26 protein-coding genes are annotated in these 24,411 nt (G+C 66.3%); 13 read left to right on the top strand and 13 right to left on the bottom strand.

What is annotated here, in order from left to right; all coding sequences use genetic code 11:
- Positions 1 to 39 precede the first annotated feature (39 nt).
- Together AC5RUU_RS01695 and AC5RUU_RS01690 are read right to left on the bottom strand one after the other, a co-directional pair.
- Positions 40 to 1,185 (bottom strand): hypothetical protein, encoded by a 1,146-nt coding sequence (locus AC5RUU_RS01695; RefSeq protein WP_493973473.1) that lies wholly within the window; start codon positions 1,183 to 1,185, stop codon positions 40 to 42.
- Positions 1,186 to 2,021: 836 nt separating this feature from the next.
- A complete protein-coding gene (locus AC5RUU_RS01690) occupies positions 2,022 to 3,218 on the bottom strand; it encodes an acyltransferase family protein (protein ID WP_493973472.1) in 1,197 nt (398 codons plus the stop codon).
- 269 nt (positions 3,219 to 3,487) lie between these two features.
- Between AC5RUU_RS01690 and yidC the strand changes: the two genes are divergently transcribed.
- From yidC to AC5RUU_RS01675, 3 genes are all read left to right on the top strand, one after another.
- Positions 3,488 to 4,309 carry a membrane protein insertase YidC gene (gene yidC / locus AC5RUU_RS01685; protein ID WP_493973471.1) on the top strand — a complete coding sequence of 274 codons (822 nt, stop codon included), beginning with the start codon at positions 3,488 to 3,490 and terminating at the stop codon, positions 4,307 to 4,309.
- Between the two features lie 89 nt (positions 4,310 to 4,398).
- The gene (locus AC5RUU_RS01680) at positions 4,399 to 5,058 is read left to right on the top strand and encodes a carboxymuconolactone decarboxylase family protein (protein ID WP_493973470.1); all 660 of its coding nucleotides are present in this window, start codon (positions 4,399 to 4,401) and stop codon (positions 5,056 to 5,058) included.
- Positions 5,055 to 5,708, top strand: a complete 654-nt coding sequence (locus AC5RUU_RS01675) for an SDR family oxidoreductase (protein WP_493973469.1) — start codon at positions 5,055 to 5,057, stop codon at positions 5,706 to 5,708. Before AC5RUU_RS01680 ends, AC5RUU_RS01675 begins: the two co-directional genes overlap by 4 nt.
- On the opposite strand, the gene AC5RUU_RS01670 is transcribed toward AC5RUU_RS01675, so the two are convergent.
- On the bottom strand, positions 5,705 to 6,907 hold the full coding sequence (locus AC5RUU_RS01670; protein WP_493973468.1) for an ROK family protein: 1,203 nt from the start codon (positions 6,905 to 6,907) through the stop codon (positions 5,705 to 5,707). The two genes, AC5RUU_RS01675 and AC5RUU_RS01670, sit on opposite strands and share 4 nt — an antisense overlap.
- Positions 6,908 to 7,143: 236 nt before the next feature.
- Between AC5RUU_RS01670 and AC5RUU_RS01665 the strand changes: the two genes are divergently transcribed.
- The 9 genes from AC5RUU_RS01665 (at position 7,144) to AC5RUU_RS01625 (ending at position 15,465) form a co-directional block, all read left to right on the top strand.
- A complete protein-coding gene (locus AC5RUU_RS01665) occupies positions 7,144 to 8,856 on the top strand; it encodes a glycoside hydrolase family 13 protein (protein WP_493973467.1) in 1,713 nt (570 codons plus the stop codon).
- Between the two features lie 42 nt (positions 8,857 to 8,898).
- On the top strand, positions 8,899 to 9,840 hold the full coding sequence (locus AC5RUU_RS01660; protein WP_493973678.1) for an aldo/keto reductase: 942 nt from the start codon (positions 8,899 to 8,901) through the stop codon (positions 9,838 to 9,840).
- Positions 9,841 to 10,007: 167 nt separating this feature from the next.
- Positions 10,008 to 10,871, top strand: coding sequence for an HpcH/HpaI aldolase/citrate lyase family protein (locus AC5RUU_RS01655; RefSeq protein WP_493973466.1), 864 nt, complete (start codon positions 10,008 to 10,010; stop codon positions 10,869 to 10,871).
- A 29-nt stretch (positions 10,872 to 10,900) separates the two neighbouring features.
- Positions 10,901 to 11,842 (top strand): DUF2797 domain-containing protein, encoded by a 942-nt coding sequence (locus tag AC5RUU_RS01650; protein WP_493973465.1) that lies wholly within the window; start codon positions 10,901 to 10,903, stop codon positions 11,840 to 11,842.
- A 20-nt stretch (positions 11,843 to 11,862) separates the two neighbouring features.
- A complete protein-coding gene (locus AC5RUU_RS01645) occupies positions 11,863 to 12,087 on the top strand; it encodes a DUF3188 domain-containing protein (RefSeq protein ID WP_493973464.1) in 225 nt (74 codons plus the stop codon).
- A gap of 53 nt (positions 12,088 to 12,140) precedes the next feature.
- Positions 12,141 to 12,602 carry an FAS1-like dehydratase domain-containing protein gene (locus tag AC5RUU_RS01640; RefSeq protein ID WP_493973463.1) on the top strand — a complete coding sequence of 154 codons (462 nt, stop codon included), beginning with the start codon at positions 12,141 to 12,143 and terminating at the stop codon, positions 12,600 to 12,602.
- Positions 12,603 to 12,604: 2 nt separating this feature from the next.
- Entirely contained in the window at positions 12,605 to 13,042 is a 438-nt protein-coding gene (locus AC5RUU_RS01635; protein WP_493973462.1) for a MaoC family dehydratase, read from the top strand.
- 48 nt (positions 13,043 to 13,090) lie between these two features.
- Positions 13,091 to 14,329: an MFS transporter gene (locus tag AC5RUU_RS01630; RefSeq protein WP_493973461.1), complete on the top strand. Its 1,239-nt coding sequence runs from the start codon at positions 13,091 to 13,093 to the stop codon at positions 14,327 to 14,329.
- A gap of 68 nt (positions 14,330 to 14,397) precedes the next feature.
- Positions 14,398 to 15,465: a UDP-N-acetylmuramate dehydrogenase gene (locus AC5RUU_RS01625; RefSeq protein WP_493973460.1), complete on the top strand. Its 1,068-nt coding sequence runs from the start codon at positions 14,398 to 14,400 to the stop codon at positions 15,463 to 15,465.
- Here the strand turns inward: AC5RUU_RS01625 and AC5RUU_RS01620 are convergent.
- On the bottom strand, positions 15,446 to 15,877 hold the full coding sequence (locus AC5RUU_RS01620) for a hypothetical protein (protein WP_493973459.1): 432 nt from the start codon (positions 15,875 to 15,877) through the stop codon (positions 15,446 to 15,448). The genes AC5RUU_RS01625 and AC5RUU_RS01620 overlap by 20 nt on opposite strands.
- Positions 15,878 to 15,982: 105 nt before the next feature.
- Here AC5RUU_RS01620 and AC5RUU_RS01615 point away from each other — a divergent pair, with 105 nt between their 5' ends.
- Complete coding sequence (locus AC5RUU_RS01615) at positions 15,983 to 17,095, top strand: winged helix DNA-binding domain-containing protein (protein WP_493973458.1); 1,113 nt, start codon at positions 15,983 to 15,985, stop codon at positions 17,093 to 17,095.
- Between the two features lie 62 nt (positions 17,096 to 17,157).
- Here AC5RUU_RS01615 and asd read toward each other — a convergent pair whose 3' ends face one another.
- The 9 genes from asd to AC5RUU_RS01570 all read right to left on the bottom strand — a co-directional run bounded on the left by asd (position 17,158) and on the right by AC5RUU_RS01570 (position 24,306).
- Positions 17,158 to 18,288 carry an aspartate-semialdehyde dehydrogenase gene (asd, locus tag AC5RUU_RS01610; protein ID WP_493973457.1) on the bottom strand — a complete coding sequence of 377 codons (1,131 nt, stop codon included), beginning with the start codon at positions 18,286 to 18,288 and terminating at the stop codon, positions 17,158 to 17,160.
- A gap of 167 nt (positions 18,289 to 18,455) precedes the next feature.
- On the bottom strand, positions 18,456 to 18,893 hold the full coding sequence (locus tag AC5RUU_RS01605; RefSeq protein WP_493973456.1) for a hypothetical protein: 438 nt from the start codon (positions 18,891 to 18,893) through the stop codon (positions 18,456 to 18,458).
- 1 nt (position 18,894) lies between these two features.
- Positions 18,895 to 19,557: a hypothetical protein gene (locus AC5RUU_RS01600; RefSeq protein ID WP_493973455.1), complete on the bottom strand. Its 663-nt coding sequence runs from the start codon at positions 19,555 to 19,557 to the stop codon at positions 18,895 to 18,897.
- Between the two features lie 19 nt (positions 19,558 to 19,576).
- Complete coding sequence (locus AC5RUU_RS01595) at positions 19,577 to 20,539, bottom strand: hypothetical protein (protein ID WP_493973454.1); 963 nt, start codon at positions 20,537 to 20,539, stop codon at positions 19,577 to 19,579.
- Positions 20,540 to 20,663: 124 nt separating this feature from the next.
- The gene (locus AC5RUU_RS01590; RefSeq protein ID WP_493973453.1) at positions 20,664 to 20,882 is read right to left on the bottom strand and encodes an NF038396 family protein; all 219 of its coding nucleotides are present in this window, start codon (positions 20,880 to 20,882) and stop codon (positions 20,664 to 20,666) included.
- Between the two features lie 4 nt (positions 20,883 to 20,886).
- Entirely contained in the window at positions 20,887 to 21,471 is a 585-nt protein-coding gene (locus AC5RUU_RS01585; protein WP_493973452.1) for a dihydrofolate reductase, read from the bottom strand.
- Entirely contained in the window at positions 21,468 to 22,271 is an 804-nt protein-coding gene (locus AC5RUU_RS01580; protein WP_493973451.1) for a thymidylate synthase, read from the bottom strand. The genes AC5RUU_RS01585 and AC5RUU_RS01580 overlap by 4 nt, the downstream gene beginning before the upstream one ends.
- Before the next feature lie 38 nt (positions 22,272 to 22,309).
- The gene (locus AC5RUU_RS01575; RefSeq protein WP_493973450.1) at positions 22,310 to 22,732 is read right to left on the bottom strand and encodes a GntR family transcriptional regulator; all 423 of its coding nucleotides are present in this window, start codon (positions 22,730 to 22,732) and stop codon (positions 22,310 to 22,312) included.
- On the bottom strand, positions 22,729 to 24,306 hold the full coding sequence (locus AC5RUU_RS01570; protein WP_493973449.1) for a hypothetical protein: 1,578 nt from the start codon (positions 24,304 to 24,306) through the stop codon (positions 22,729 to 22,731). Before AC5RUU_RS01570 ends, AC5RUU_RS01575 begins: the two co-directional genes overlap by 4 nt.
- Positions 24,307 to 24,411 lie beyond the last annotated feature (105 nt).

Here is a 24,411-nt window from a genome sequence, read left to right as displayed (position 1 = left end):
CCTTGAGATGGCCTGCCGGTCAGTCACGCCGTCGTATGGTCAGCGCCAGGGTGGAGGGTTGTTCGCGATGATCTCCGGGGTGAGGAGCATGCCCCCGAAGTCGTTGCGGGCCTTTGCGAGTGTGTCCGCGTCCGGGTTGACGGTGGCATACCAAGGCTCCAGGTCTTTGGCCTGCACGAGGTGCTTTCCTGCCCCGAGAGGTTCGATGATCCAGTCGGACAGGTCGTTCGCGTGCGCCAGATGGGCGTCAGTGAGGAGCTGCAGCCCGTGCGCGTCGGCAATGTACTGCCCGTTCAGGTGCCTGTTGTAGCGGATGTGGTATTCCTCCACGTAGGGCAGCACGGGTCTGACGGTGTAGAGCCCGCTCCAGCCGAGTTCGAGGGCGCTGCTGTACTGCACAAACGCCAGATCTGTGTCCTCGGGGAACGCGACCATGGCCCGGACAACCTGGGCAAGCCGGTCCTGCCAGGACACCGTGTCATCCAGAACGCCGTAGGAGGCCCGGCCCAGGGCGCCCAGCGACGCCCAGACCAACCGGCGCGGCTGAGACCGCAGATAGACCACCCGGCCCATAGCGAATTTCACAGCCGCGCCCGCCAGGACTGACCCCGCGTCCGGGTTCTTCGAGCGGGTCTGGTGAATGTAGCGCAGCAGGTACACATCCGCACCGTTGAACCGGCCCCACGCCGTCGCGGCGTCGGCCACCTTCGTAGTCAAGGCAGCCGGGACATGCCACGCACGCCTCTCTTCGTCTGCGTCCAGCAAAGCCAGATCATTGGTCTGGTAAGACACGAACGCCGTGAGCTGCCGCGGCACTTCGACTTCGCCGCTCAGCCAGTCCGGAAAGAACGCCTCCGGCGCGGCGGTGACCCGCCCGGACAGCCCCTGGGTCTGCAAATGCCGGGCGAAGACAGCCAACCAGACGCGCACGCCCTCCTTCGATCTGGCCCTGCTCATAAACGCCACCGGGCCCGCGTCGGAATCCGAGAGGCCCCCAGTGAAGACGTCGTCGCCCCACCCCGCGTCCTCGACTTTCTGGTTCGCGACCTCGACGGCGGCCGCGACCGCGTCAAAAACATCCTTCGAACCGCGGGGCCGGAACTGCAGCCATAGTTCCTCGTACTGGGCCTTCCGCAAGGCCCTCGACAACGCGCCCCACACAACCTCAACGCCGGGCTCCGGCATACGATCCCCTTCGTTCGCATGTAGTGCTATCGCTCTTCGGTGAACGTACACCATCCCATTGCGAATATTTCGAGGAACTGATCGAACCGGCCCGCTCAACCCTCGTCGTTCAGCCGCAGCCCAAACCGCCAAACAGTTACACCGAAATCTTGACAGACCGTTGCCGCACTTTCACGGCTGCTTGAGGTGACGTTATCTGCTTGTGCCGCTGTTTTGCTCTCGGATCATGCGCCGGAGGCTGGTGCGGGCTGCGGTGAGGTCGGTCGTCTTGTGGGGCTGCGATCTGTGGGTTCAGTTCGGTGTTCGATGCGCGGGCTTCCGCCAGCTCGCCTGCGAGACGGTTGAGCCGGTCGACGACCTGCGTGCCACTTTGATGAAGGTGATGGGATCATCGTCACCGGGCATCGCGGCGAGTTGTTGTGCGACACCTGTGCGCTTTTCGCGGCTTTCCTTCTGCCGGTATTTCCAGCAGCACTTGTGCGGGCGTTCTGGGCGCGGGCTTCCCGGCCGCGTTCGTCGACATGAGCCGCGTGTCCGGGTTTTGACGGTGAAGACCGACATAGCGGCGTGTAGTGCTGCGCGGTTGTCCGTCAGGGTGCGACCACATCCGAAAGGCCTGAGCCGTCCCGAACTCCTTAAAGGCGGCGCCGGCGATGAAGCCCGCCGCCCAGGCCCTTCCCGGGCTTGAGGAACCCGCGTTGGCCCGGAGCCCGGCCACAGCCCCGGCCGCTCCTAGGGATGGCAGTCAGAGAGCTCCAGTTAACGTCGGAACTCGATAGTCTCCTACCCAACGTGCACCCTGGAATACTGCGAAAGGAATTGACAATCTCTTCGATTTATCTGTCCGGCCATAGCCGCGGAGCCCGCTTAGCGGCCACGTCCTCGACCCAGCCGACAGTAAGGAACACCACGGCGAGGAGCAGCCAGATGCCGGCGAACAGGGTCCACTCGCTCTCCAGCAGCCAGGGTATGGCAGCGCCAATCTGGTCGTTACCGTAGAGCGTGTTGACGATGGTGTACATCAACGACAGCAGCAGGGTATGCCAGAGATAGATGGTGACTGCCCTGTTGTTGATGAGCGTGACCGGCTTGTCGAGGAGCCTGATCGGCCGTGGCATCGACTTCCAGGATGGCGAGATTCGCAGCAGCATCGCGCAGAAGCCAAGGGCATACAGGCCATTTGCCCCCCAAATGTTGTTCAGGTCCCATCCCTCGTCCTGAAGGTGGGGTGCGGCCCAGAGGAGGCCGAGGGCCATCAACACCGGTCCGGCCGAGAATACGATCCACCGCGGAATCCGGCGCAGCATCCCGGAGTAATGGGCGAAGCCGAGAACCCAGCAGGAGCCGTAAGTAGCGAAGTCGCTGACGCCGCTTTCCGCCCAGGCGGGCAGCGTCACCCAACCGGCGACGACGGGCACCAGGATTGCGAGAGGCGCCGCCAGGGTAATCCACGGCAGCCGGCGGAACGCCGCGAGCAGCAGGGGCGACAAAAGCATGAACCAGAAGTAGGCGCGGATGTACCAGAGGATGACTCCAGCCTCGTGAGCCCACAAGCTGTCAACCAGGCCTTCGTCAGAACCAATGCTGTCCGGGTAAGGCGGGTCAGCGAGCGGGACGAACCACAAAAGGATATGGGGCCAGGAGCGGCCCTCTTCCTGGTCCGGACTCCAGCCCTGCCAGAGCAGAAGAAACAGAACTGTGGCGCTGTAAATCCACAAGGGCAGCAACAGGCGGCGTGCCCGGCTTTTCAGAACACCCAAGGCAGGCCGCTCAAGGGAACGCGCCATGAGGGAACCCGCGAGGGCGAACATGACGCCCATGGAAGGGAAGATCAGAGTCAGCCAGGCTACGCCGGTGAAGGTATGGTAGGCGATAATCCGGATCAGGGCGATCGCCCGCAGCAGGTCCAGGTACCGGTCGCGCCCGGAAGGGTCCGGGGCGGTACGGTCAGGCTTGACATGGCCGGGTGTTGCACCATGTCCAGGGGCGGCGGCCGGAGGTGCGGGACTTGTGCTGACTGTCGGTTTCTCCACGCCTGGTCCCTTTGCTGTTACCTGCAGCCCCTGAACGCACCTGCAGCTCCTGAACGGCGGGCCCAGGAGGCGCTACCGTCAACCCGTACCCGACGTTAGCAGCAGCTGCTTCCCAAGGCGCCGGTTCCGAGTACTCGAATTTTCGGCGGTGGCTACGTGAATTCCTGAGCTCATTCGGCATCGAAGCAGGAGGACTTGTTCCGGGCCAGGCTCCGTGACAGGGGCGGCTTTGCGCAGTAGCTTTGCAGCAGGCGGCGGATGGGGGCTGGGTGGACTTTTTCGAATCGGTAATGGAACCGTTCCGGTGGCTTGTTTCCGTCATCATGCTGGCTTTCCAGGGCGGTCTGACTGCGGTCGGGATGCCGGCGGGGAGCGGCTGGACCTGGACGCTGTCCATCATCGGGCTGGTACTGGTCATCCGGGCCGCCCTGATCCCGGTGTTCCTGGCACAGGTCCGGGCCCAGCGCCGCATGCGGCTCCTGCAGCCCGACCTGAAAGAGCTCCAGGAGAAATACCGGGGCAAAACTGACCAGCTGTCCCGGCAGGCCATGGCGCAGGAACAAATGGCCCTCTACAAGAAACACGGCACCAACCCGTTCTCTGCCTGCCTTCCCCTGCTGATCCAGGCGCCGTTCTTCCTCGCCCTGTTCCAGGTCCTATCCGGTATTTCCGATGCGGCGGCACGAGGCGAAGGTATCGGAACGCTGAACCACGCCCAGGCCGCCCAGTTCGACGCCTCCGGCATTTTCGGCGCGCCGCTGTCCGCGTCCCTGCTCCATGGCGGCGGCGGTGAGCAGACCGCCGTAGCGATTCTCGCCGTCGTCATGATCCTGGCCATGACCGCCTGCCAGTTCCTTACGCAGAAACTCGTCATGGCGCGGAGCATTGCCGGGCAGGACCCCGCCAGTCCGCTCGTGCGCCAGCAGAAGGTCCTCCTCTACATTTTGCCGGTGGTTTTCGGTGCCGGCGGGATCATCTTCCCCGTCGGGGTCCTCATCTACTGGACCGTTTCCAACGTGTGGACACTGGTGCAGCAGTTCCTCGTGACCCGCAACGATGCCGCGCCAGGACCGGACCAGCAGGGCAGCTAACACCTGCAGGTTGTGGGCGTATTTACAATCCACGGGCCGCGGACAAGAATGAGCCGGGTCAGCGAACGCCTCGTCCTCCAGGATCAGCCATGACCATCCTCAAAATGATTCCCGAAGCCGAAGCGGACGGTTTAAGGGCCACGATTTACGAGGGCAACGTCCGCTCGCTCGGCTACGTGCCAAGCCACACCAAGGTGATGAGCCTCAACCCTGAGGCCCACATGGCCTGGGACTCTCTCACCGAAGCCATCAGCTCATCCCTGGGGCTGCGCCGTTACGAGCTGGTGACGCTCGCGGCGGCCCAGGCGATCGGGTCGACGCACTGCCGGCTTGCCCACGGACAGAAGGCACTCCAGGTCATCAGCGAGGAACAGTTGGTGGCGATCGCCCGGGATTACCACCACGCCGGGCTGCCGGCTGCCGAGGTGGCGATGATGGACTACGCAGTACGGCTGAGCACCGACGCGGCAGCCATGACGGACAGCGATGCCCAGGGCCTGCGGGACCTGGGCTTCAGCGACCGCGAAATTGCTGACATCACGATGGCGGCCGCAGCACGCAACTACTTCAGCCGCGCGCTGCTTGCACTGAATGTGGACCTGGACGTCCCCGCCGGATTGAGCCCCGAGCTGCACACCGCACTTCTCGAACCCCTGCCGGCGAGCACCCCGGGCGGGTCCAGCCCGCCAGCAACCCGCGGCCTGCCTGACGTCACCCCTGCTGACTTGAGGGGCAGAATGGGTCCATGACCCGAATCGCAATCATCGGTGGCCACGGCAAAGTGGCCCTCCGCCTGTCCGCCCTCCTCACCGACGAGGGGCACAGTGTCACTTCGTTTATCCGCAATCCGGACCACGCCGCCGACGTGGCCCGGACCGGAGCCACGCCGTCGGTCCTGGACGTTGAAAACGCGACGACGGCGGAACTCGCCAGTGCACTGAAGGGCCACGATGCAGTGGTCTGGTCAGCCGGCGCGGGCGGCGGCAATCCGGCCCGCACCTATGCCGTGGACCGGGACGCTGCCATCCGCTCCATCGACGCCGCATCCCAGGCAGGCGTGGACCGCTATGTCATGGTGTCCTACCTGGGTGCCGGCAAGGACCACGGCGTACCCGAGAGCAACGGCTTCTTCGCGTATGCGGAAGCAAAAGCGGCCGCCGACGACTACCTGCGGGGCTCAGGGCTGGCCTGGACCATCCTGGGGCCGGGCTCCCTGACGGACAAGCCTGGTACCGGGCGCATCGACGTTGACCCGCCTCGGGAAGGCGGCCGGTCAACGTCCCGCGACAACACAGCCAGCGTGGCTGCAGCCGTCCTTGACCTGCCGGAGACCGCCGGCCGAACCATCGAATTCCGCGACGGTTCGCTGCCTGTTGCTGCCGCCCTGGGTTCTCCCTAGCCGGCAGCCGCCAGCGTCAGGTCCAGGGAGTTCTCTTCGACAAAGTCCAAGGCACGCCGCACTGCACCCACCGTCACGATGGAGTCGCCCAAGGGGGAAACGGCCACCCGCGGGGGAGTGGAGGTGAACCCGGCCAGGCGCTCCGAGATGGAGCCGAGGAGCACGTCTGCCGAATTGGCCACCGCGCCTCCCAGCACCACAAGTTCGGGGTTGAGGACGGTGGCGACGGCGCCCACCACCCGCGCCATCCGGTCCGCCAGGCGGTCCAGGATCTGCAGGGCGACGGGATCGCCGTCAGCCGCAGCGGCGAAAACCTGTTCCGCCCCGACGCCGTCAGGAGCGTACTTCCGCAGTGACGTCCTGGCCTTGCCGGCGAGCGCATCCGCAGCCCAGTTCCGGGCGAGGAAGGCGATGCCGAACGTGTCGCCGACGCCCTCCATCATCTCCACGAAGGCCAGTTCCCCGGCGCCGCCATCGCGCCCATGCAGTAGCCGCCCATTGTCGATGATGCCGGCACCAAGCCGCTCGCTGGCGAGGATCACCACCACGTCGTCAATTCCAACTGCGGCTCCCTGCCAGCGGTCACCAAGTGCGGCGAGGTTGGCGTCGTTTTCCAGCAGCACCGTCCAGCCCCGCATCTCAAGCAGCGCGGCGCGCAGGTCGACGTCGAACAGCCCCCAGAAGTGCTGCTTCAGCAGGACGCCACCGTGGCGGTCCACCGGGGCGGCGATGCCGGCGCTCACGGCAAGCACGGCCTCGGGCGGCGCCCCCACGCTGTCGAGCGCCAGCATGGCGGTGCGGTCAACCACTGCCACGCGCTCCTGGGCCGGAATCTCTGCCCGGCTGAACGCCTGCGTGGCCCTGCCCAGAGTCCTGCCCCGGAGATCCGCGACCACCGCCGTGGCCTTGGAAACGCCCACGTCCATGCCCAGGACGTAGCCCGCGCGCTCGTTAAGCTCGAACCGGCGGGCCGGGCGGCCTTTCTGGTACCCGCCGAAGGCCCGCTGGTTTTCCAGCTCCCTGATCCAGCCCCGCTCCATCAGGTCCTCGCACACGGAGATGGCAGTGGCCCGCGTGAGGCCGGTGGCCTCGATGACCTCTGTGACGGTTACCGCCGAAGATGCGCGCATGAACTGCAGGACAGCACCCGCGCTGACGCGCCGGAGCAGCTGCGGGGTTGCCGGCGGGGATTCAGTCATAGTGTTGACCTCTCTGTGCTCTGCACAACATAATACTTGGGACACTAAATTTAGATTCCAAATGAACATGTCCCGGCAGGCGGGGCAGTGCAGACGCTGCCCGTTGTCCGACTCCTTTTCCGGTGGTTTACATCCTGGCCCAACGGTGGGTACTGTCCGGAGTGATGCGCGGGGCCGCCAAGTAGACCCAACCCTTTGACCAGCAACAACCCAACGCACAGAAAAGGAAGATCCCTTTGTCCACCACCGCCAGGCTGGCAACCCTGTCCGACTCCGACCACCCGTCCGACCCAAACTGGTGGCGCCAGGCGTCTGTCTACCAGATCTATCCGCGCAGCTTCGCAGACTCGAACGGCGACGGCATCGGCGACCTGAAGGGCATCACGGCCAAGGTTCCTTACCTGAAATCGCTGGCTATCGACGCCGTGTGGCTGAGCCCCTTCTACCCGTCGGCGCTGGCGGATGGCGGCTACGACGTGGATGACTACCGCGACGTCGACCCCAAGCTTGGCACGCTGGCGGACTTTGACGAGATGGCCAAGGCCCTGCACGACGCCGGCATTAAGCTGATCGCCGACATCGTCCCCAACCATTCCTCGGACCGCCACGAGTGGTTCAAGGAGGCCCTCGCCTCGCCCAAGGGCTCGCCCGCCCGGGACCGCTACATCTTCCGTGACGGCAAGGGCCCGAACGGTGAGTTCCCGCCATCGGACTGGGATTCCGTGTTCGGCGGCCCTGCCTGGGAGCGCATCACCGAACCGGACGGCACCCCAGGCCAGTGGTACATGCACATCTTCGCCAAGGAACAGCCGGACCTGAACTGGTCCAACCGGGAAGTCCGTGACGACTTCCTCAGGACCCTGCGTTTCTGGTCGGACCGCGGCGTGGACGGGTTCCGGGTGGACGTGGCCCATGCCCTCACCAAGGACCTCACCGAGCCGCTGCTGTCCAAGCTGGAACTGAGCGCTGCGAACACCGGCGTGGACGGTTTCGACGACGGTTCACACCCGTTCTGGGACCGCGACGAAGTCCACGAGATCTACGCCGAATGGCGCCAGGTCTTCAACGAGTACAACCCGCCGCGCACCGCCGTTGCCGAAGCCTGGGTCCACGCCAGCCGGCGCGCCCGCTACGCCAGCCCCCAGGGCCTGGGCCAGGCCTTCAACTTCGACCTGCTCCAGGCCGACTTTGACGCCGAGGAATACAAGGAGATCATTACCCGTAACCTCGCCGAGGCAGCCGCAACTGGTGCTTCCTCCACCTGGGTGTTCTCCAACCACGACGTGGTCCGGCACGCCACCCGCTACGGCCTGCCCCAGGTTTCCAAAGGCAAGGAGCGCAGCAAGGGCCAGGACGGGAAGGACTGGCTGCTCGCCGGCGGTCCCGCTGAGCAGCTGGATGTGGAACTCGGTGAACGCCGGGCCCGTGCCGCCACGCTGCTGATGCTTGCCGTCCCCGGGTCCGCGTACCTGTACCAGGGCGAGGAATTGGGACTGCAGGAAGTGGCTGACATTCCGGAGTCGGAACGGCAGGACCCGTCCTTCTTCCGCAACAAGGGCGTGGAGATCGGCCGCGACGGTTGCCGCGTGCCCCTGCCGTGGAACGTGGAAGGCACGTCCTTCGGGTTCGGCGAGGGCGGATCGCACCTGCCGCAGCCGGACTGGTTCAGCAAGTACGCCGTGGAAGCCCAGGACGGTACGGAAGGCTCCACCCTGGAGCTCTACCGCGCTGCCCTGGAACTGCGCCGCGAACTGCAGACGGACGAGGAACTCGAGTGGGTCGAGTCCGGCAACCCTGAAGTCCTGCGCTTCCGCCGCCCCAACGGCTGGCAGTCTGTGACCAACTTCGGGGACACCGCCGTGGACCTTCCCGCCGGGACCGTGCTGCTCACCAGCGGACCGCTGGAGGGCGGCCAGCTGCCCGCCAACACCACGGCATGGCTGCGCTGATGCCCGCAACCGGCGGAAGCCCGGCCTCCTGACGGGGACATGATGCAGGAGATTATTTATGGCTGCATGGGCCTGGGCGGCAGCTGGTCCGACGAGCCGCATGCAGGCGAGCATGTGGACGAGGCCGCTGCCGCCGTCGAGGCTGCCCTTGATGCCGGGATCACGCTGTTCGACCACGCGGACATCTACCGGAGCGGCAAGTCAGAGGCCGTCTTCGGTGAGGTACTGGCCGCCACCCCGGGGCTGCGGGACCGCATCCGGCTGCAGACCAAGTGCGGAATCAGGCTGAACGAACGCGGCCTGCAGACCCACTACGACCTCAGCCGCGAAGCCGTCCTGGAACGGGTCAACGAAAGCCTGAAGCGGCTGCGGACGGACTACGTGGACATCCTCCTGCTGCACCGCCCGGATCCGCTGGCGGACCCGGCGGAGGTGGCGTCCGCCGTCGGGCAGCTGATGGCTGAAGGCAAGGTCCGGCAGCTGGGTGTGTCCAACATGTCGGGAGCGCAAATCGAAGTGCTGCAGGACAGGCTGGAAACTCCGGTGGTGGCCAACCAGCTGGAGATGAGCCTGCTGAGGCGGGCATGGCTGGAAAGCCAGGTGCTGGTGAACCATCCGGAACACCTGGACTACAGCTTCCCGCACGGGACGCTGGAGTACTGCACCCGCCACTCGATCACCCTGCAGGCCTACGGCTCGCTGGCCCGCGGCGTGTACACCGGTGCGGAACCGGAAAGCCCCACATCCGCGGAGTCGGCAACGGCGGACCTGGTGGCCCGCCTGGCCGGGGAGTACGGCACGTCCGGGGAAGCGGTGCTGCTGGGGTGGCTGATGAAGCACCCCTCAGGCATTGCCCCGGTCATCGGCACGGTCAACCCCGGCCGCATCCGCGCGTGTGCCGACGCTTCAAAGGTGGCCGCCGCGATGACCCGCGAGGACTGGTACCGGCTCTGGGTGACGGCGCGCGGCAGCAACATCCCCTGACCCACCCAACTGAGTAGCAGCAGGTGTCGTTATGGAGGCCCATAACGACACCTGCTGCTACCTACTTGCACCGGGGCTGGAGTCACAACCTGTTTAGTTCGTATTGATCCTCACATGGCGGCTAAATTCGTCGCCGCGCCCCTCGCAGGGCGGATACTGTAGAAAGCATGACGTCTACCATCGCTACCGAGACCGTAAGGCCGGAACGCAATATCCCCGCAGAAATCGCCCGCTCCTGGCTGCTGGTCAATGCCATGAAGCCCGAGCTCTTCGACCAGTCGGCAGTGTCGCGGGCCGACTCGATCATTCTGGATATTGAAGATGCAGTGGACCCCTCGCAGAAGGACCAGGCCCGCGGCAACGTCATCAACTGGCTCACCGCCGGCGGCAAGGCCTGGGTGCGCATCAACGACGCCACCAGCGCTTTCTGGGCCGACGACCTCGCAGGGCTTCGCGGCACCCCGGGCCTCCTGGGCGTCATGCTCGCCAAGACCGAATCCGCGGACCAGGTGACCGAGAGCTTCCACCGCATGGACGGCAAGACCCCCGTCATCCCGCTGGTCGAGTCCGCCCTGGGCATCGAGGAAGCCAACCACATTGCCAAAGCCCAGGGCGCGTTCCGCCTGGCCTTCGGCTCCGGCGACTTCCGCCGCGATACCGGCATGGCCGCAACCCCCGAGGCCATGGCCTACCCCCGCGCCAAGCTCGTCGTCGCCAGCCGCGTGGGCAACCTGCCCGGACCCATCGACGGCCCCACCGTGGGCACCAACCACCCCATCCTGCGCGAGCAGACCGGCATCACCGTGATGATGGGCATGACCGGCAAGCTGTGCCTGGCCATCGACCAGACGCCCGTCATCAATGAAGTCATCAGCCCCACGCCATCCGACGTCGCCTGGGCCACCGACTTCATGACCGACTTCGAAGCCAACGGCCGCGTCATCCGCGACGGCTCCGACCTGCCCCGCCTGGGCCGCGCCGAAAAGATCATGAAGCTCGCGGTCGCCTTCGGGGTGCAGCCGGCGCTGTAGTGCACCAACCCCGTTCCCAGGAGGCACTGTTGACCGATACCCGCTATCTGGTCCACGGGGTCTCTTGGGATGGGCCGCCGGCCTTGGGAGCAGCGGACGACGGCGGCGCCCCGGTCCTGCGTCTTCAGTCGCCATCCGGGGACTTCCGGCAGCTCAGCCTTCACCCGGGTGCCAGGCCTGGCTTCCAGGTTGTGGACCCGGCCAGGTCCTGCCTGGGGCACCTTCGCGTCCAGTCGTCCACCCGGCGCCACCACATCCTGTGCGCGGCTGGTGCCCCGGCGGCCAAAGGAAAACAATGTGAGCGCTGCTTCCTGCTGGACGAATCGCGGCTGATCCATGACTTCCACCGTGGCGGCCGCGTCACGCCCGGGCTCCGGGATTACCTAATGCAGGAGCACTGGCTGTATGTGGCTACCTTCGCGGGCGGGGCCAGCAAGGTTGGGACGGCATCCGGTCCGCGGAAGTGGAACCGGCTGGCGGAGCAGGGGGCCGTGGTTGCCCGGTATGTGGCCCGGGCGCAGGACGGCCGGGTGGTGCGGATCCTGGAGGACCTGGTCACGGGGGAAACCGGACTGGCCCAGCAGGTGCGGTCCGCGGCCAAGGCCGAAGCGCTGCTCCGGCCGCTGCCCGCTCCGGAACTGGATGCCATCAACGTCCGCCGCGCCGCCGAATCCCGTGCCCTGCTGGCGCGCACCGCCGTCGAGGGCTTCACCTTAGCGGACGAACCCTGGGTGCGTCCGGCGCAGGCGTCCGTCCTGTATGGTCCCGCCGCCCGTCACGCCTACCCGCATCCGTTGGACAGCGGCGCGCATGGCTTTGAGATCGCCGGGATCAGCGGTGCCAACATGCTGGTTCGCCTCGACGGATCGGATGCGGCGTTCGTGGTGAACCTGGCGCAACTGGCCGCCCGCACCATCCTGCTGGGCAGCTTCGCCTCCGAGGTCCCGGCCGTGCAGGAATCCCTGTTCTGATGGCCGGGTAAGCTGGCTGTGTGCTGAACGAATTCTGGGCCACCGCGCCCACCCGCTACAAAGTCCTGGTTTTCAGCGCGATGGGGCTGATCGGCGTCGGCATCATCCTGAACCTGGTGGGCAACACCAGCGGCAACCAGGGCCTCGCCACCGCCGCCCTGCCGCTGATCGGGCTGGGCCTGGTCCTCCATATCGCCGGGATCGTGGTCCGCGGCCAGGCAATCCGTAAAAACCTGCGCCGGTAGGCGGCACGGAAGCCTTTTCTGCCCGTTCACAGCCGGACGATAGGCTTGAGGCCATGACTATCAATCCGGATCTGCAGGGCCGAAGCTACCCTGCCGCAGAGGTGTACGACGTTGGCCGCGAAAAAATCCGCGAGTTCGCCCGGGCCGTGAAAGCCACCCACCCTGCGCACTTCGACGTCGATGCCGCCAGGGCCCTGGGCCACAGCGACCTGGTGGCTCCGCCCACCTTCGCCATCATCGTCGCCCAGCGCGCCGACGCCCAGCTCATCGAGGATCCGGAAGCCGGAATCGACTTCTCCCGGGTGGTCCACGCGGACCAGCGCTTCACCCACCACCGCCCCATCTTCGCCGGTGACCGCCTGGTGGCGGAACTGCACGTCGACGGCGTCCGTGCCATGGGCGGCGGCGCGATGATCACCACGCGCTCTGAAATCTTCGCCCTGGGCGCGGACGAATCGCGCGAGCAGGTCACCACCACCACATCCTCCATCCTGGTCCGTGGGGAGGGACAGTAGCCATGAGCCCAAGCATTCACGAACTCAGCGCCGGCCAGGAGATCGGCAGCCGCACCGTCGAGGTCACCCGTACCGACCTGGTGAAGTACGCAGGTGCCTCCGGCGACTTCAACCCCATCCATTGGAACGAGGCCTTCGCCACGGGTGTGGAACTGCCCGGCGTCATCGCCCACGGCATGTTCACCATGGGCTCGGCCGTCCAGTTGGTCACCGACTGGGCAGGCGACCCGGCCGCCGTCGTCGACTTCCAGACCCGGTTCACCAAGCCGGTCCTCGTCACGGACACCACCGGCACAACCGAACCGGGTGCCACCATCGAGGTGAGCGGCACCGTTGGAAAGCTCGACGCCGAGGCAGGCACTGCCCGCGTCGACCTCGCCGTTGTCTCGGCGGGCCAAAAAGTCCTGATGAAGGCCCAGGCCGTCGTCAAGCTTTCCTGAGCAGGCACGTTGGTACCCAGGGCAGGGACAGAAGCTACCGCCACCGAAGTGACCCACTGGCGCAATGCCGTGGTGGTTGCCTACGGGGCCAGCGGCCTGGCGTTCGCCTCCTGGGTGTCCCGGCTCCCGGCAATACGTGACGCACTGGACCTCACCCCGGGCAATGTGGGGGTCCTCCTGCTTTGCATGACCCTGGGTTCCTTCGCGTCAGTCTCTGCCTCCGGGCTGATAGTGCTCCGGCTCGGTTCGAAGCGGACAATCCGGACTGGCAGCATCATGGTGGGCGTTGGCCTGCTGCTGACCGGCCTCGGCACCTCGGTCCTGGCCAGCCCGGTGGCGACCGCCGCAGGCCTGGCCATCATCGGCTTGGGGACCGGGAGCTGGAACACCGCTTCCAACGTCGAGGGCGCAGCCGTGGAGCGCGCCGTTGGCCGCCACATCATGCCCCGGCTGCATGGCGCCTTCAGCCTGGGGACTGTGGCCGGCGCCGGGCTGGGCGCGGCAGCGGCTGCCGTGTCCCTGCCGGTGTCCTGGCACCTGGCAGCCGCCGGGGCGGTGGTTGCCGTCTCGGTGGCGACGGCGGCCTCCTGGTTCCGTGCGGACATCACTCCGGTTGCCGGGGAGCGGACCTACGCCCCGGACAATTTCGAGGACCCCACCACGGGGCCCATTCCCGTCGTTCCTGCGGGTACTTCGACCCCGGACGCGCCCTTGGACAACAAACGCAAGATCGCCCAGGCTTGGCGGGACCGGCGGACCCTTCTGTTGGGTGTGCTGGTGCTGGGCCTTGCCCTGGCCGAAGGCGCGGCGGGGGACTGGGTGGCGCTGGCCCTGGCCGACGGCCACGGCCAGAGTGACGCCGCCGGCGCTGCCGGGTACGGGCTCTTTGTCACCTTTATGACCATCGGACGGTTCGCCGGAACCCTGGTCCTGGACCGCTTCGGGCGGGTGCCGGTGATGCGCTGGTGCGCGGCAATAGCCGTCCTGGGGCTGGGCTTGTTTGTTTTTGCGCCGGTGCCCTGGCTGGCATTCGTTGGACTGGCGGTCTGGGGACTGGGCGCATCCCTCGGGTTCCCGGTAGGCATGTCAGCCGCGGCCGACGACCCCGCAAAGGCAGCCGCCCGGGTTTCCGTGGTGTCCACCATCGGATACGGGGCCTTCCTCTGCGGGCCGCCCCTGCTCGGCCTGCTCGCCGAGCACGTAGGGATCCTGCATTCGCTGCTGGCCGTCATGGTGATGCTGGCGGTGAGCTTCCTGCTCTCACCGGTGGCCAGGAAGATTGCCTGAAGTCCACTGCTTACATCGGTTTGCACATGCGCCGGGTAAAACGGTGTAACTTCAAGTACTGTTGTTCGGTGAATTCCACCCTGCTTTCCTCCCTGACCACCTCCGCCGTCGGAGGCCCCGCCGGCACCTTCATCGAGGCGCGCACCGAGGCCGACATCATTGACGCCGTCCGCTCAGCAGATGCAGCAGGCGAGCAGGTGCTGATCATCAGCGGCGGCTCCAACCTCCTGATTTCCGACGACGGGTTCCCCGGGACCGTCGTGAAGGTTGCCTCCGAGGGTTTCACCGTCAATGCCGAGGACTCGTGCGGCGGCGTGGCCGTAGTGGTCCAGGCCGGCCACAACTGGGACAAGTTGGTGGAGCACGCCGTCCGGCATGCCTGGTCCGGTATCGAGGCGTTGTCCGGGATCCCGGGTTCCACCGGTGCGACGCCGGTCCAGAACGTGGGTGCCTACGGCGCCGACGTGTCCCAGACCATCGCCGCGGTGCGGACCTGGGACCGCGAGCGGAACGCCGTCAAGACCTTCACCAACTCGGAGCTGAAGTTCGGCTACCGCGACTCCATCCTCAAGCAGACCACCGTCAACGGTTCGCCCCGCTACATCGTGTTGACGGTCGAGTTCCAGCTTCCGCTGGGCCGGATGAGTGCACCCATCCGCTACGCCGAACTGGCCCGGGCGCTGGGCGTCGAGGCCGGCAAGCGCGCCTACGCCACGGACGTGCGCCGTGAAGTCCTGCGGCTGCGCGCCTCCAAGGGCATGGTGTGGAACGCCGCCGACAGGGATACCTACTCCACGGGATCGTTCTTCACGAACCCCATCGTCCCGGCGGAGGTGGCTGACGCGTTGCCCGAGTCCGCGCCGCGCTACCCGGCGGGTGCCGACGGGCTGGTGAAGCTTTCGGCGGCGTGGCTCATCGACCAGGCCGGGTTCGGCAAGGGCTTCGGCCTGGAACAGGACAGCGTGTCCGGCGGACGGGCGGCGCTCTCCACGAAGCACACGCTGGCGATCACCAACCGGGGCGCCGCCCGTGCAGCGGATGTGGTGGCCGTGGCACGCGAGGTGCGCGCCGGCGTCGTGCGGCGCTTCGGAATTGAACTGCACCCGGAACCGCTGCTCATCGGCTTGGAGCTGTAACCCCAACATCCTGGACTTTTTGCCGCTGTATTTCTGCAGCGCCCATGAGGGCTGATGCCCACCCCGTGAGGGCCAGGTAGATGCCCATGAAAAGCCAGACCAGCAGGCCCGGTGCCAGCGGGTTCGATGCGCCGGCGACGACGCATATGGCCAGTCCGCTGACGGCGACGGCCAACGACAGGATCCAGAGGACCTGGCCTGCGCGGGGGTGCTGCCGCCAGTCCCGGTGGATCCGCACGCCGTTGCGGCTGACCGCGATGCCGGGGAACAGGACGGCGTAGCCACCGCCCAGGCTCAGGGCGAGGGACGGGAGGAGCAACAGGGGATTGGACCGGCCTTCGCTGAGGAACGCTGAGAGGGAAATGAGCCCCAGTGCAGTTCCTGCCAGGACACCGGCAGTCCCGCAGATCATCCATCTCCTGGTTTTACGCGCGGGCAACTGCCACAAACTCCCCAAAGTCATGGTTCTACCCTAGCCGCCGTGTTACCTGCTCCGCAGCGATCGTAGGATGAGGGCATGGCTGCACTGGTGCGAAACCGTCTCAACCGCAAGGATATGGGGCGGCTGCGGCTGGCGTCCCAGGGACTGCTGCCCGTGGGGGAGGGGCTCGCGTCACCAGCCGATGTGGTGCGCCGGATGACGGCAATGCAGGCGCAGGACCTGCAGGCGGCGCTGTGGGCGGTAGGCGTCCGGCTTGCCGGTTCCGGCATCAGCGCGGTGCGGGCTGCGCTCGATGCCGGGGCGGTGGTGCGGTCGTGGCCGATGCGGGGAACACTCCACCTGGTGGCTCCGGAGGACCTGGGCTGGATGCTTGAGCTGACTGCAGACCGGCTGACCAAGGGCATCGCCGCCCGGCACCGGGAACTCGGGATAACGTGGGCGGACGTCGAGAAGTGCCGGGATCTTGCCCTCGACCATATCTCTGCCGCCGGGCCGCTCAGCCGCTCCGATATGTTTAGTGTGTTCGACGCCGCCGGACAGCCTACGCAGGGGCAGCGGGGCATCCACATCATCGGAACCCTCTGCCGCCACGGCTGGCTGGTCCAGGGACCGCTGGCCGGAAACCAGCAGCTGCTGGTGGCCTTTGACAACTGGATTCCGCTGTCGCGCCGCCTGGACAGGGCCGAGGCGGTGGCCGAGTTCCTCCTGCGCTACTTCCGCAGCCACGGGCCGGCCACCGTCCGCGACTTCGCCTGGTGGACGCAGATTCCCCTGACCGAAGTACGGTCCGCCCTGGAGGAAATCCGAGGCCGGCTCGTGGAGCTGGAGTTCGACGGTTCGACCTACTGGATGTCCCCGGAGACGGCGTCGCTGCTGGACGGCAGGATCCCGGGCGGCCGCACCGTCCTGCTGCTCCCCGGCTTTGATGAGTTCCTGCTGGGCTATACGGACCGGAGCCTTGTTCTGCCGTCGGAGCACGCCAACCGGATCGTTCCCGGCGGCAATGGGGTGTTCAAGAAGACAGTTGTTGTGGCCGGCCAGGTGGTTGGCACCTGGGCGCGCGATGGCCTCCGCGGTGCGCCCGCCGTCGTCCCGGAACTCTTTGACGGGACACGGCCGCTCGGCCCGGCAGCACAAACCGCTTTTGACCGCGCCGCCCGGCGGTACATGCAGTTTTTAGACACCTGAGCCTGCTCCAACGCAAAAGCGGCCCCGCCCCATCCGGGGCAGGGCCGCTCCTACAGCAGCTGTTACAGGGTGCCGGTGGCGATGTTGAGCATGCGGCGCAGCGGCTCCGCGGCGCCCCAGAGGAGCTGGTCCCCCACGGTGAAGGCGCTGATGTACTGCGGGCCCATCTCCATTTTGCGGATGCGGCCCACGGGGATGTCCAGGGTGCCCGAGGCTGCCACCGGCGTGAGCTCGGCCATGGACGCTTCCTTGGTGTTGGGGACCACCTTGGCCCATTCGTTGTCCTCGTCCAGGAGCTTCTCAATCTCGGCGACGGACAGGTCCTCACGGAGCTTGAGGGTGAGGGCCTGGGAGTGGGAGCGCATGGCACCGATGCGGACGCAGAGGCCGTCCATGATGACGCGGTTCTCGTCGGACGTGCCCAGGATCTTGTTGGTCTCGACCCCGGCCTTCCACTCTTCCTTGGACTGTCCGTTGCCCAGGTCCGCATCAATCCAGGGGATGAGGGAGCCGGCCAGCGGCACGCCGAACTGCGTGGCGTCGACGCCCGTGCGCTGGTGGGCAAGCACCTTGCGGTCGATGTCCAGGATGGCCGACGCCGGGTCGCCCAGTTCCGTGCTGACCTCGGCGTTAAGCGTGCCGAACTGGCTGAGGAGCTCACGCATGTGCCGGGCACCGCCGCCCGAGGCAGCCTGGTAGGTCATGGAGGTGCCCCACTCCACCAGCCCGTTCTTGAACAGGCCGCCGAGGCCCATCAGCATGCAGGAGACGGTGCAGTTGCCGCCGATGAAGTCCTTGGTGCCGTTGACCAGGCCCTTGTCGATGACGTCGCGGTTGATGGGGTCCAGGACGATGATTGAATCGTCGCTCATGCGCAGGGTTGAGGCGGCGTCGATCCAGAGGCCGTCCCAGCCCCGGCTGCGCAATTCGCCGTGGACCTGCTTGGTGTAGTCGCCGCCCTGGGCGGTGACAATAATGGGCAGCTTCGCCAGGGTGTCGAGATCGAACGCATTCTCGAGCTTGCCGGCGCCCTCAGCGAAGGAGGGCGCGGCACCTCCCGCGTTGGAGGTGGAGAAGAACACCGGGTTGATGTTGGCGAAGTCGCCCTCGTCCTGCATGCGCTGCATGAGGACGGAACCGACCATGCCGCGCCATCCGACCAGGCCGACGGAAGGGGTAGCTGCTGTAGTCATTCGTCCAGTTTAGACTTCGGAACCGGCAGGGCGCAGTCGGTTACGTCACTCCCGGCCGCCTAGGGGGAGGCGCATTACGACGGCGGCGGGCGGCTAAGGAGTTTGCCGCGGCGTCGGGTTCAGCGGGGAACGCCTGCGTGCTGCCGGTTCAGTCCTCCGGAAAGCCCTCAGGGCCTGTCGAACTGGCGGGCGGTGGGTTCCGGAATTCCGCGCGCAGCGCGCAGGCGTTTCGCCTTGGCGGCGACACCGGCCATCCGGGCAGCGTAGAGCACGCCGCCCACACCGGCCACGGTCAGGATCAGGGCACCCCACATGGGATCCTGGCCTCTGCTGGTGGGTCCGGCCACCAGCAGTACGGAGAACACCGACAAGGCAGCGAAGAACACAGCCATCACCAGGAACCCGCCGGCAGACCGTACCTGCGGGTGGGAGCTGGCGGTTACCACGCCGAGTTCGTCCTTCGCATAACTGTGCAGCGCGCCATCCACCGTACGGAACAGGACACGTTTTTCTCCGCGCGCCAGCGCCTGCTCGTGAAAGGTACGGACCTGATCGTCCGGTGTGAATGCGCCGCCCGAAGTATTGCCCGGATTGCCGTTCTGCATGCTAGTCCTGTCGGATCGATCGTATGTGGTCCAACACCTGGTCGTCGGTGAGGCCGGGAACTTCGCGGATCGGCTCCGAAGGGGCATCCAGGCTGCCGTAGCCCACTGTCCAGCCTTCCCCGCTCCGTTTCACCAGTAGTTGCTTGCCGCCGGCACCCGGGAGCAGGCGGATGGTCGCTCCGCCGTCGGGATTGTCCTCAAGGTGCTTGCGCACGATAAAGAAGTTGGCTTCTGCGGGTGTGGTATCCGGACGCTGCGCCATCGCGAACCAGCTGAGGTAGGCCCTTGGCTGCAACAGGATCCGGTATTCGGGCGACTCGACGGACAGGACGTTGTCCACGGAGTCGGCCGTGAGGAGATTGATCTGCACCAGCTTGTCCGCCTCCGTGAGGGCATGGGTAACAGCTGCCACCGGACCGTCGACGGAAAGTTCCCGGTCCCCGCCTACGCTGGCGGCGCCGCGGGCCACCAGGGACGAAGCGCCCGCCGAAAGCAGGGAGGCATCATCGAGTTCGCCCTCCAGCCGTAGTGCCTTAGCCGAGGCATCGGCTGCGGGGCCGCGCCGCAGGTTAAGGAGCACAAGGAGCTCGGCGAAGCCAAAACCGATCGCGTCCGGAAAGCCTTGGCCAGCGCTCGAGGACCTGGCTGTGGTTGTTTCAGTCACTGGTTTTTCTCCTCAGTTCTCAGAAGCCGAAAAAGTCGCCGACGGCGTCCACACCGTCACTGATGGCGCCGCCAACGGCCTCGGCTCCATCGGCGATCTTATCCCCGACGTAATTCACAGAATCATGGATGATGGGAACGTTGTCATAGAGGGCAAGGGCACCGCTGGCCACCATGCAGGCAGTACCGGCCGGCGGCGGCAGGAACGAGCCGGCGCCCAACAGCGCCTTGGTAGTGGAGTAGGCGGCGGAGCCGTAGTCGCCCTCCTGGAAGTTGTTATAGGCGTCGAGGCTGTCCAGTCCGATGCCCACAACGCCCAAGCCCTTGCTGAACCCATCGAGGTACCTGAAGGCGGTGGATCCCTCAGCGAGGTTCAGGACCTCGTGGAACTTGCCCTCAAACAGGCTGTTCGACAGGTTGAAGAACTTGCTGAACTCGTTGGAATTCTGGAAAGCCCGCCATGCTGCCGGATCCAGGAAGTCGGATATACGCGACTTGTGAAGCATGGCAGCGATGTCGAACACGCCCGCCCGAAGGTTCGGGAACGCTTTAGTGAGGCCATAAATGTCCCAGCCGTCACGGAACGGCGAGTCAGGGTCTGCCAGCCAGTCGGGACCCGAGGGGTTGTTGCTCCCCTGGCCGGGGACCTGCCCGCCTGGTCCGTTGCCGCCTGGTGCCCCGGCACCGGGGCCGGCATCGCCGGCCCCGCGGGTGGCACTCGCCTTCTCCTGCTCGTCGGCATGCGTCAGCAGCAGTTTGGACTCCTGCTGGAGCCGCACGGCGGTCTTCTGCAGGAGCGTCCGGTGGCTGCTGTTCCAGTCCGACCGGAAGCGCGCGGCGTCCTGGCCTTTCCAGGCCGGACTGTTGTTGATGTGGCCGCTCAGCTGCTGCGACTGCTGCTGCAGCAGGTCAGCTGTCTTGCTGAATTGCCGCGCCAGGGTGCGCAACTGCTCGACGTCGGCGCCCCACAAAGTTCCTGCCATCCGGCATCCCCCCAATATTGTCCAAACAGCAGTCCCTCAGGCTGCAGGCTTCAGCCTATTCCAGCAGGCGACTTGCCGCGATGGGGTGACCTCCCCATGCACCGCGGCCACACGCCACCGGGGGCTAGCCGCGCTTGGACTCCTCCAGCACGGCGGACTTCCGGGCCCGCAGCGCAAAGAAGGCACCGAAGGCGAAGACCTGCGTCACCACCACCAGCACGATCGCGCCGGCGATTTTGTTGCCGCCCAGGATCATGGTCAGCCCCACGATGGCGGACAGCAGCGCAAGCAGCGGCAGCAGCATGTAGCCCAGGACAAAGAGGGTTTCCGGTTTCTTCAGCATGTTTCTAGCCCTCGGTCCTTGACCACTTGGTGAATCGGTAGCGTGTGCCGTTGGCGGCGGTCAGCCAGCCATCCGGCGGGACGGAAGCAGTGGCCTCCCAGGTGGTGCCAAGCTCGGGGGCGAACGTGTCGCCGTCGGACTTCACATCAATGGTGGTGACCACCGCAACATTGGCCAGTTCCGTGGACTGGCGGAAAATCTCCCCGCCGCCCAGGATCCAGACGGTGTCACCGCCGTCGACAAACTGCGATTCCAGCAGCGCATCATCCAGGGAAGGAACCACGACGGCGCCCTCTGCCTCAGGCGTGCTGGCCCAGGTTTTCTGCCTGGTGATGACGATGTTGGTGCGTCCGGGCAGGGGACGGTACTTGTCCGGGAATGACAGCCAGGTCTTGCGGCCCATGATGACCGGGTGACCGGTGGTCAGCCGGGTGAAGTGCTTGAGGTCCTCGGGAAGGTGCCAGGGCATGTCCCCGTCCTTGCCGATGACGCCGTCGGGGGTCTGCGCCCAAACCAGGCCGACGCCGGTGATCGATGCGGCCAGTTCCTCCGTGAAGGACTGCGGATCTGTGAAGTTCTCTGTGCTCATACGGCGATCGGTGCCTTAATCGTCGGGTGGTGCTTGTAACCCACCACTTCGAAATCCTCCAGCGTGTAGTCGAAGATCGACGCCGGCTTACGGTTGATCCTCAGCTGCGGGTAGTCGTACGGCTCCCGCTCCAGCTGCTTGAGGACCTGGTCCATGTGGTTCTCGTAGATGTGCACATCGCCGCCGGTCCAGATGAACTCGCCGGGCTCAAGACCCACCTGCTGGGCGAGCATGCAGGTGAGCAGGGCGTAGGAGGCGATGTTGAACGGCACGCCCAGGAACATGTCCGCCGATCGCTGGTACAGCTGGCAGGACAGTTTGCCGTTGGCCACGTAGAACTGGAAGAAGGCGTGGCAGGGCGGCAGCGCCATGTCACGCAGTTCGGAGACGTTCCAGGCGGACACGATGTGCCGGCGCGAGTCCGGATTGGACTTCAGGCTCTCCACGAGTTCGGCGATCTGGTCGATGTGGCCGCCGTCGGGGGTGGGCCAGCTGCGCCACTGGACACCGTAGACCGGGCCCAGGTCACCGTCCTCGTCGGCCCATTCGTCCCAGATGGTGACGCCCTGGTCCTGCATCCATTTCACGTTCGTTTCGCCGCGCAGGAACCACAGGAGCTCCACCGCGACTGACTTGAAGTGCACGCGCTTGGTGGTGATCAGCGGGAAGCTCTTGGCCAGGTCAAAGCGCAGCTGGCGCCCGAATACGCTGGTGGTTCCGGTTCCGGTACGGTCCGATTTGTGCGTGCCGGAAGCCAGGACATCGCGCAGGAGGTCTTCATAGGGCGTTGGGATGCTCACGCCCCAAGTCTATCGGGGTTGGTTGGACCCTTCCGGTATTAGCGCTTCCTCAACCGGCCGCGGAGAAGGTCCAGCAGGACCTCGTCGCCCAGTTGGGCTTTCCGCCCAGCGCGGATGTAACGGTCGACGGCGGCAGTCACCTCATCCGGGACCGGCCCGGTGATTGCGTCCCCGGTGCCGCCCGCCCCAGCGCCGGTCACAACCGTGCCGATCACAACGGTGCCGGTCACAACGGTGCCGCCCCGCCGTCGTGATTCGACAATCCCGGCAGCCTCGAGTTCCTTGTAGGCCCTCGCCACGGTCCCTGCCGCGATGCCAAGGTCGGCGGCAAGGCTTCGGACGGTGGGAAGCCGGCTTCCCGCAGCCAGTTCACCCACCGCCACCAAGGAACTGATCTGCGACCGGATCTGCTCGTACGGCGGTATGGGGGACCGCAGGTCCACCGTGATGCCGGCGCTCACGGCACCGGGTCGGATGCGTGGGTAGAACTGGAGGCAGGTTTGGCGGCGATACTGCGTACCGGAATCACGGCAATCACAACGCCCGCCGCGGCCAGGAGGACTCCGATGCCGGTAGCGGCCTGCCAAAGGTCGTCCCACGTCCCGGCGTGCAAGGGATATGCCACCTGCAATTTGTTGCCAGCGGCCATCAGCAGCACGCCCGCCTGCACGGTGAAGAACGCGGCCAGCGTGCGGACCACCCGGTGCACCGTGATCGCGCGGAGGGCGGCGTCCAGGCCGGGAATCGCCGGGGGGATGCTGCGGCGACGCCGGGCCAGGGCCAGCGGGAGCACGGAGAACACCGTGACGGCCATGCTGCTCCAGGCCGTCGAGCTCCACGATGCCGGCACGGAGAGTTCGGCCTGGCGGAAGGCCACGGTAACAGTTATGCCGCCCAGTACAGCTATTGCTGCGATGGCCGTGCTGAGCATCGCAGGGGACACCGGCTGGCGGGGCCAACGGCGTGGCTCGCCTGCGCTCCCGTGGTTGCGGTGGAGAAGCACCTCGCCGGCAGCAACAACAGCGAGGACAGCGGCGGCTGCCAGTGCAACGAACACTGCGGGGGGTCCCGCGATGGCACCCGGGATTAGCAATGCGGCCAGAACCGGAACCAGCACTGCCAGCCCCATGGCAGGCCCGATCGATACCGCCAGCCTGGTGGCCGGTTGGGGAGAGGCCTGCGGGTTCCGGTTTGAGGCTTGACGGCCACCCGTGAGTTTGGGCGGCGCCCACCACCACATGACCAGCAACACAGCCAGGTTCAGCAGGCCGGAGGGGTTGAACCAGCTGCCGGTCCCGCCCGTCGGATCGGGCCGCGCAGCATGATTGCCGGCAATGGCCGCCAGGCCCGAGGCGACGGTGGCAACTGTACGAAGGAGGCGGTTCATGGCAATCGTCCGCAGGATGCCGTTATCCTCCGGAGCGAGCGTCTCAAGCTTGCGGCGGCGGGTGATCACCGCCAGCACGGCCAATGTCCCGAGGGCCAGGACGAGGAGAGCCCCGCCCAGGTACATCGCGAGCTCGACGCCCGGAATGCGCCCGTCTCCGCCGTAGGTGACGTATTGGTTACCGGGGGCGGGCCGGGATTCGTAGGGAAGTGGGGCGAATCCGGGCAGGGTTGCGGTCCAGGCGATCTGCGCGGCGGCCACCACGAATATCACCAGGACCGTCCAGGCGAGTGCAAGGGGCAGGAAGTCGCGGATTTTCCGGATGCCGAGGTCTGCCTGGCGCCGCGGAAGCCGGTGGCCGGGGTAGGTGAACTGGCCGATGGCGTGGACAGCCAGGCAGCCCATAACGGGCCAGGCCAATGCCGGAAGGATGTCCGCTGCTCCGCTTGTCGATCCCTGGAGGGAGGGACGGAGGATGCCGGCGCTGGCCGCCGGCTGCAGGGAACTCGCCAGCCAGCCGATGATCCCCACCCAGTAGGAATGCCGCGCAGCCGTTACTGCTGAGGAGCGGTCACCCGGTTCCCACAGGCCCCACCGCAGCAGCAGGTAGACTCCCGCAGCGAGCAGAAAAGGCCACAAGACCGCCATGGGTGGAACGTTGCTGAAAACGGCAATCGCGTCGGTGCCCGGCACATCATCCCCCAGATTCGTGCTGCTTTGTATCAAGCATCTGGTACAAAGTGGCACGGGTCA

Source organism: Arthrobacter sp. K4-10C (assembly GCF_059090085.1).
This window is presented reverse-complemented; position numbering and strand designations above follow the sequence as displayed.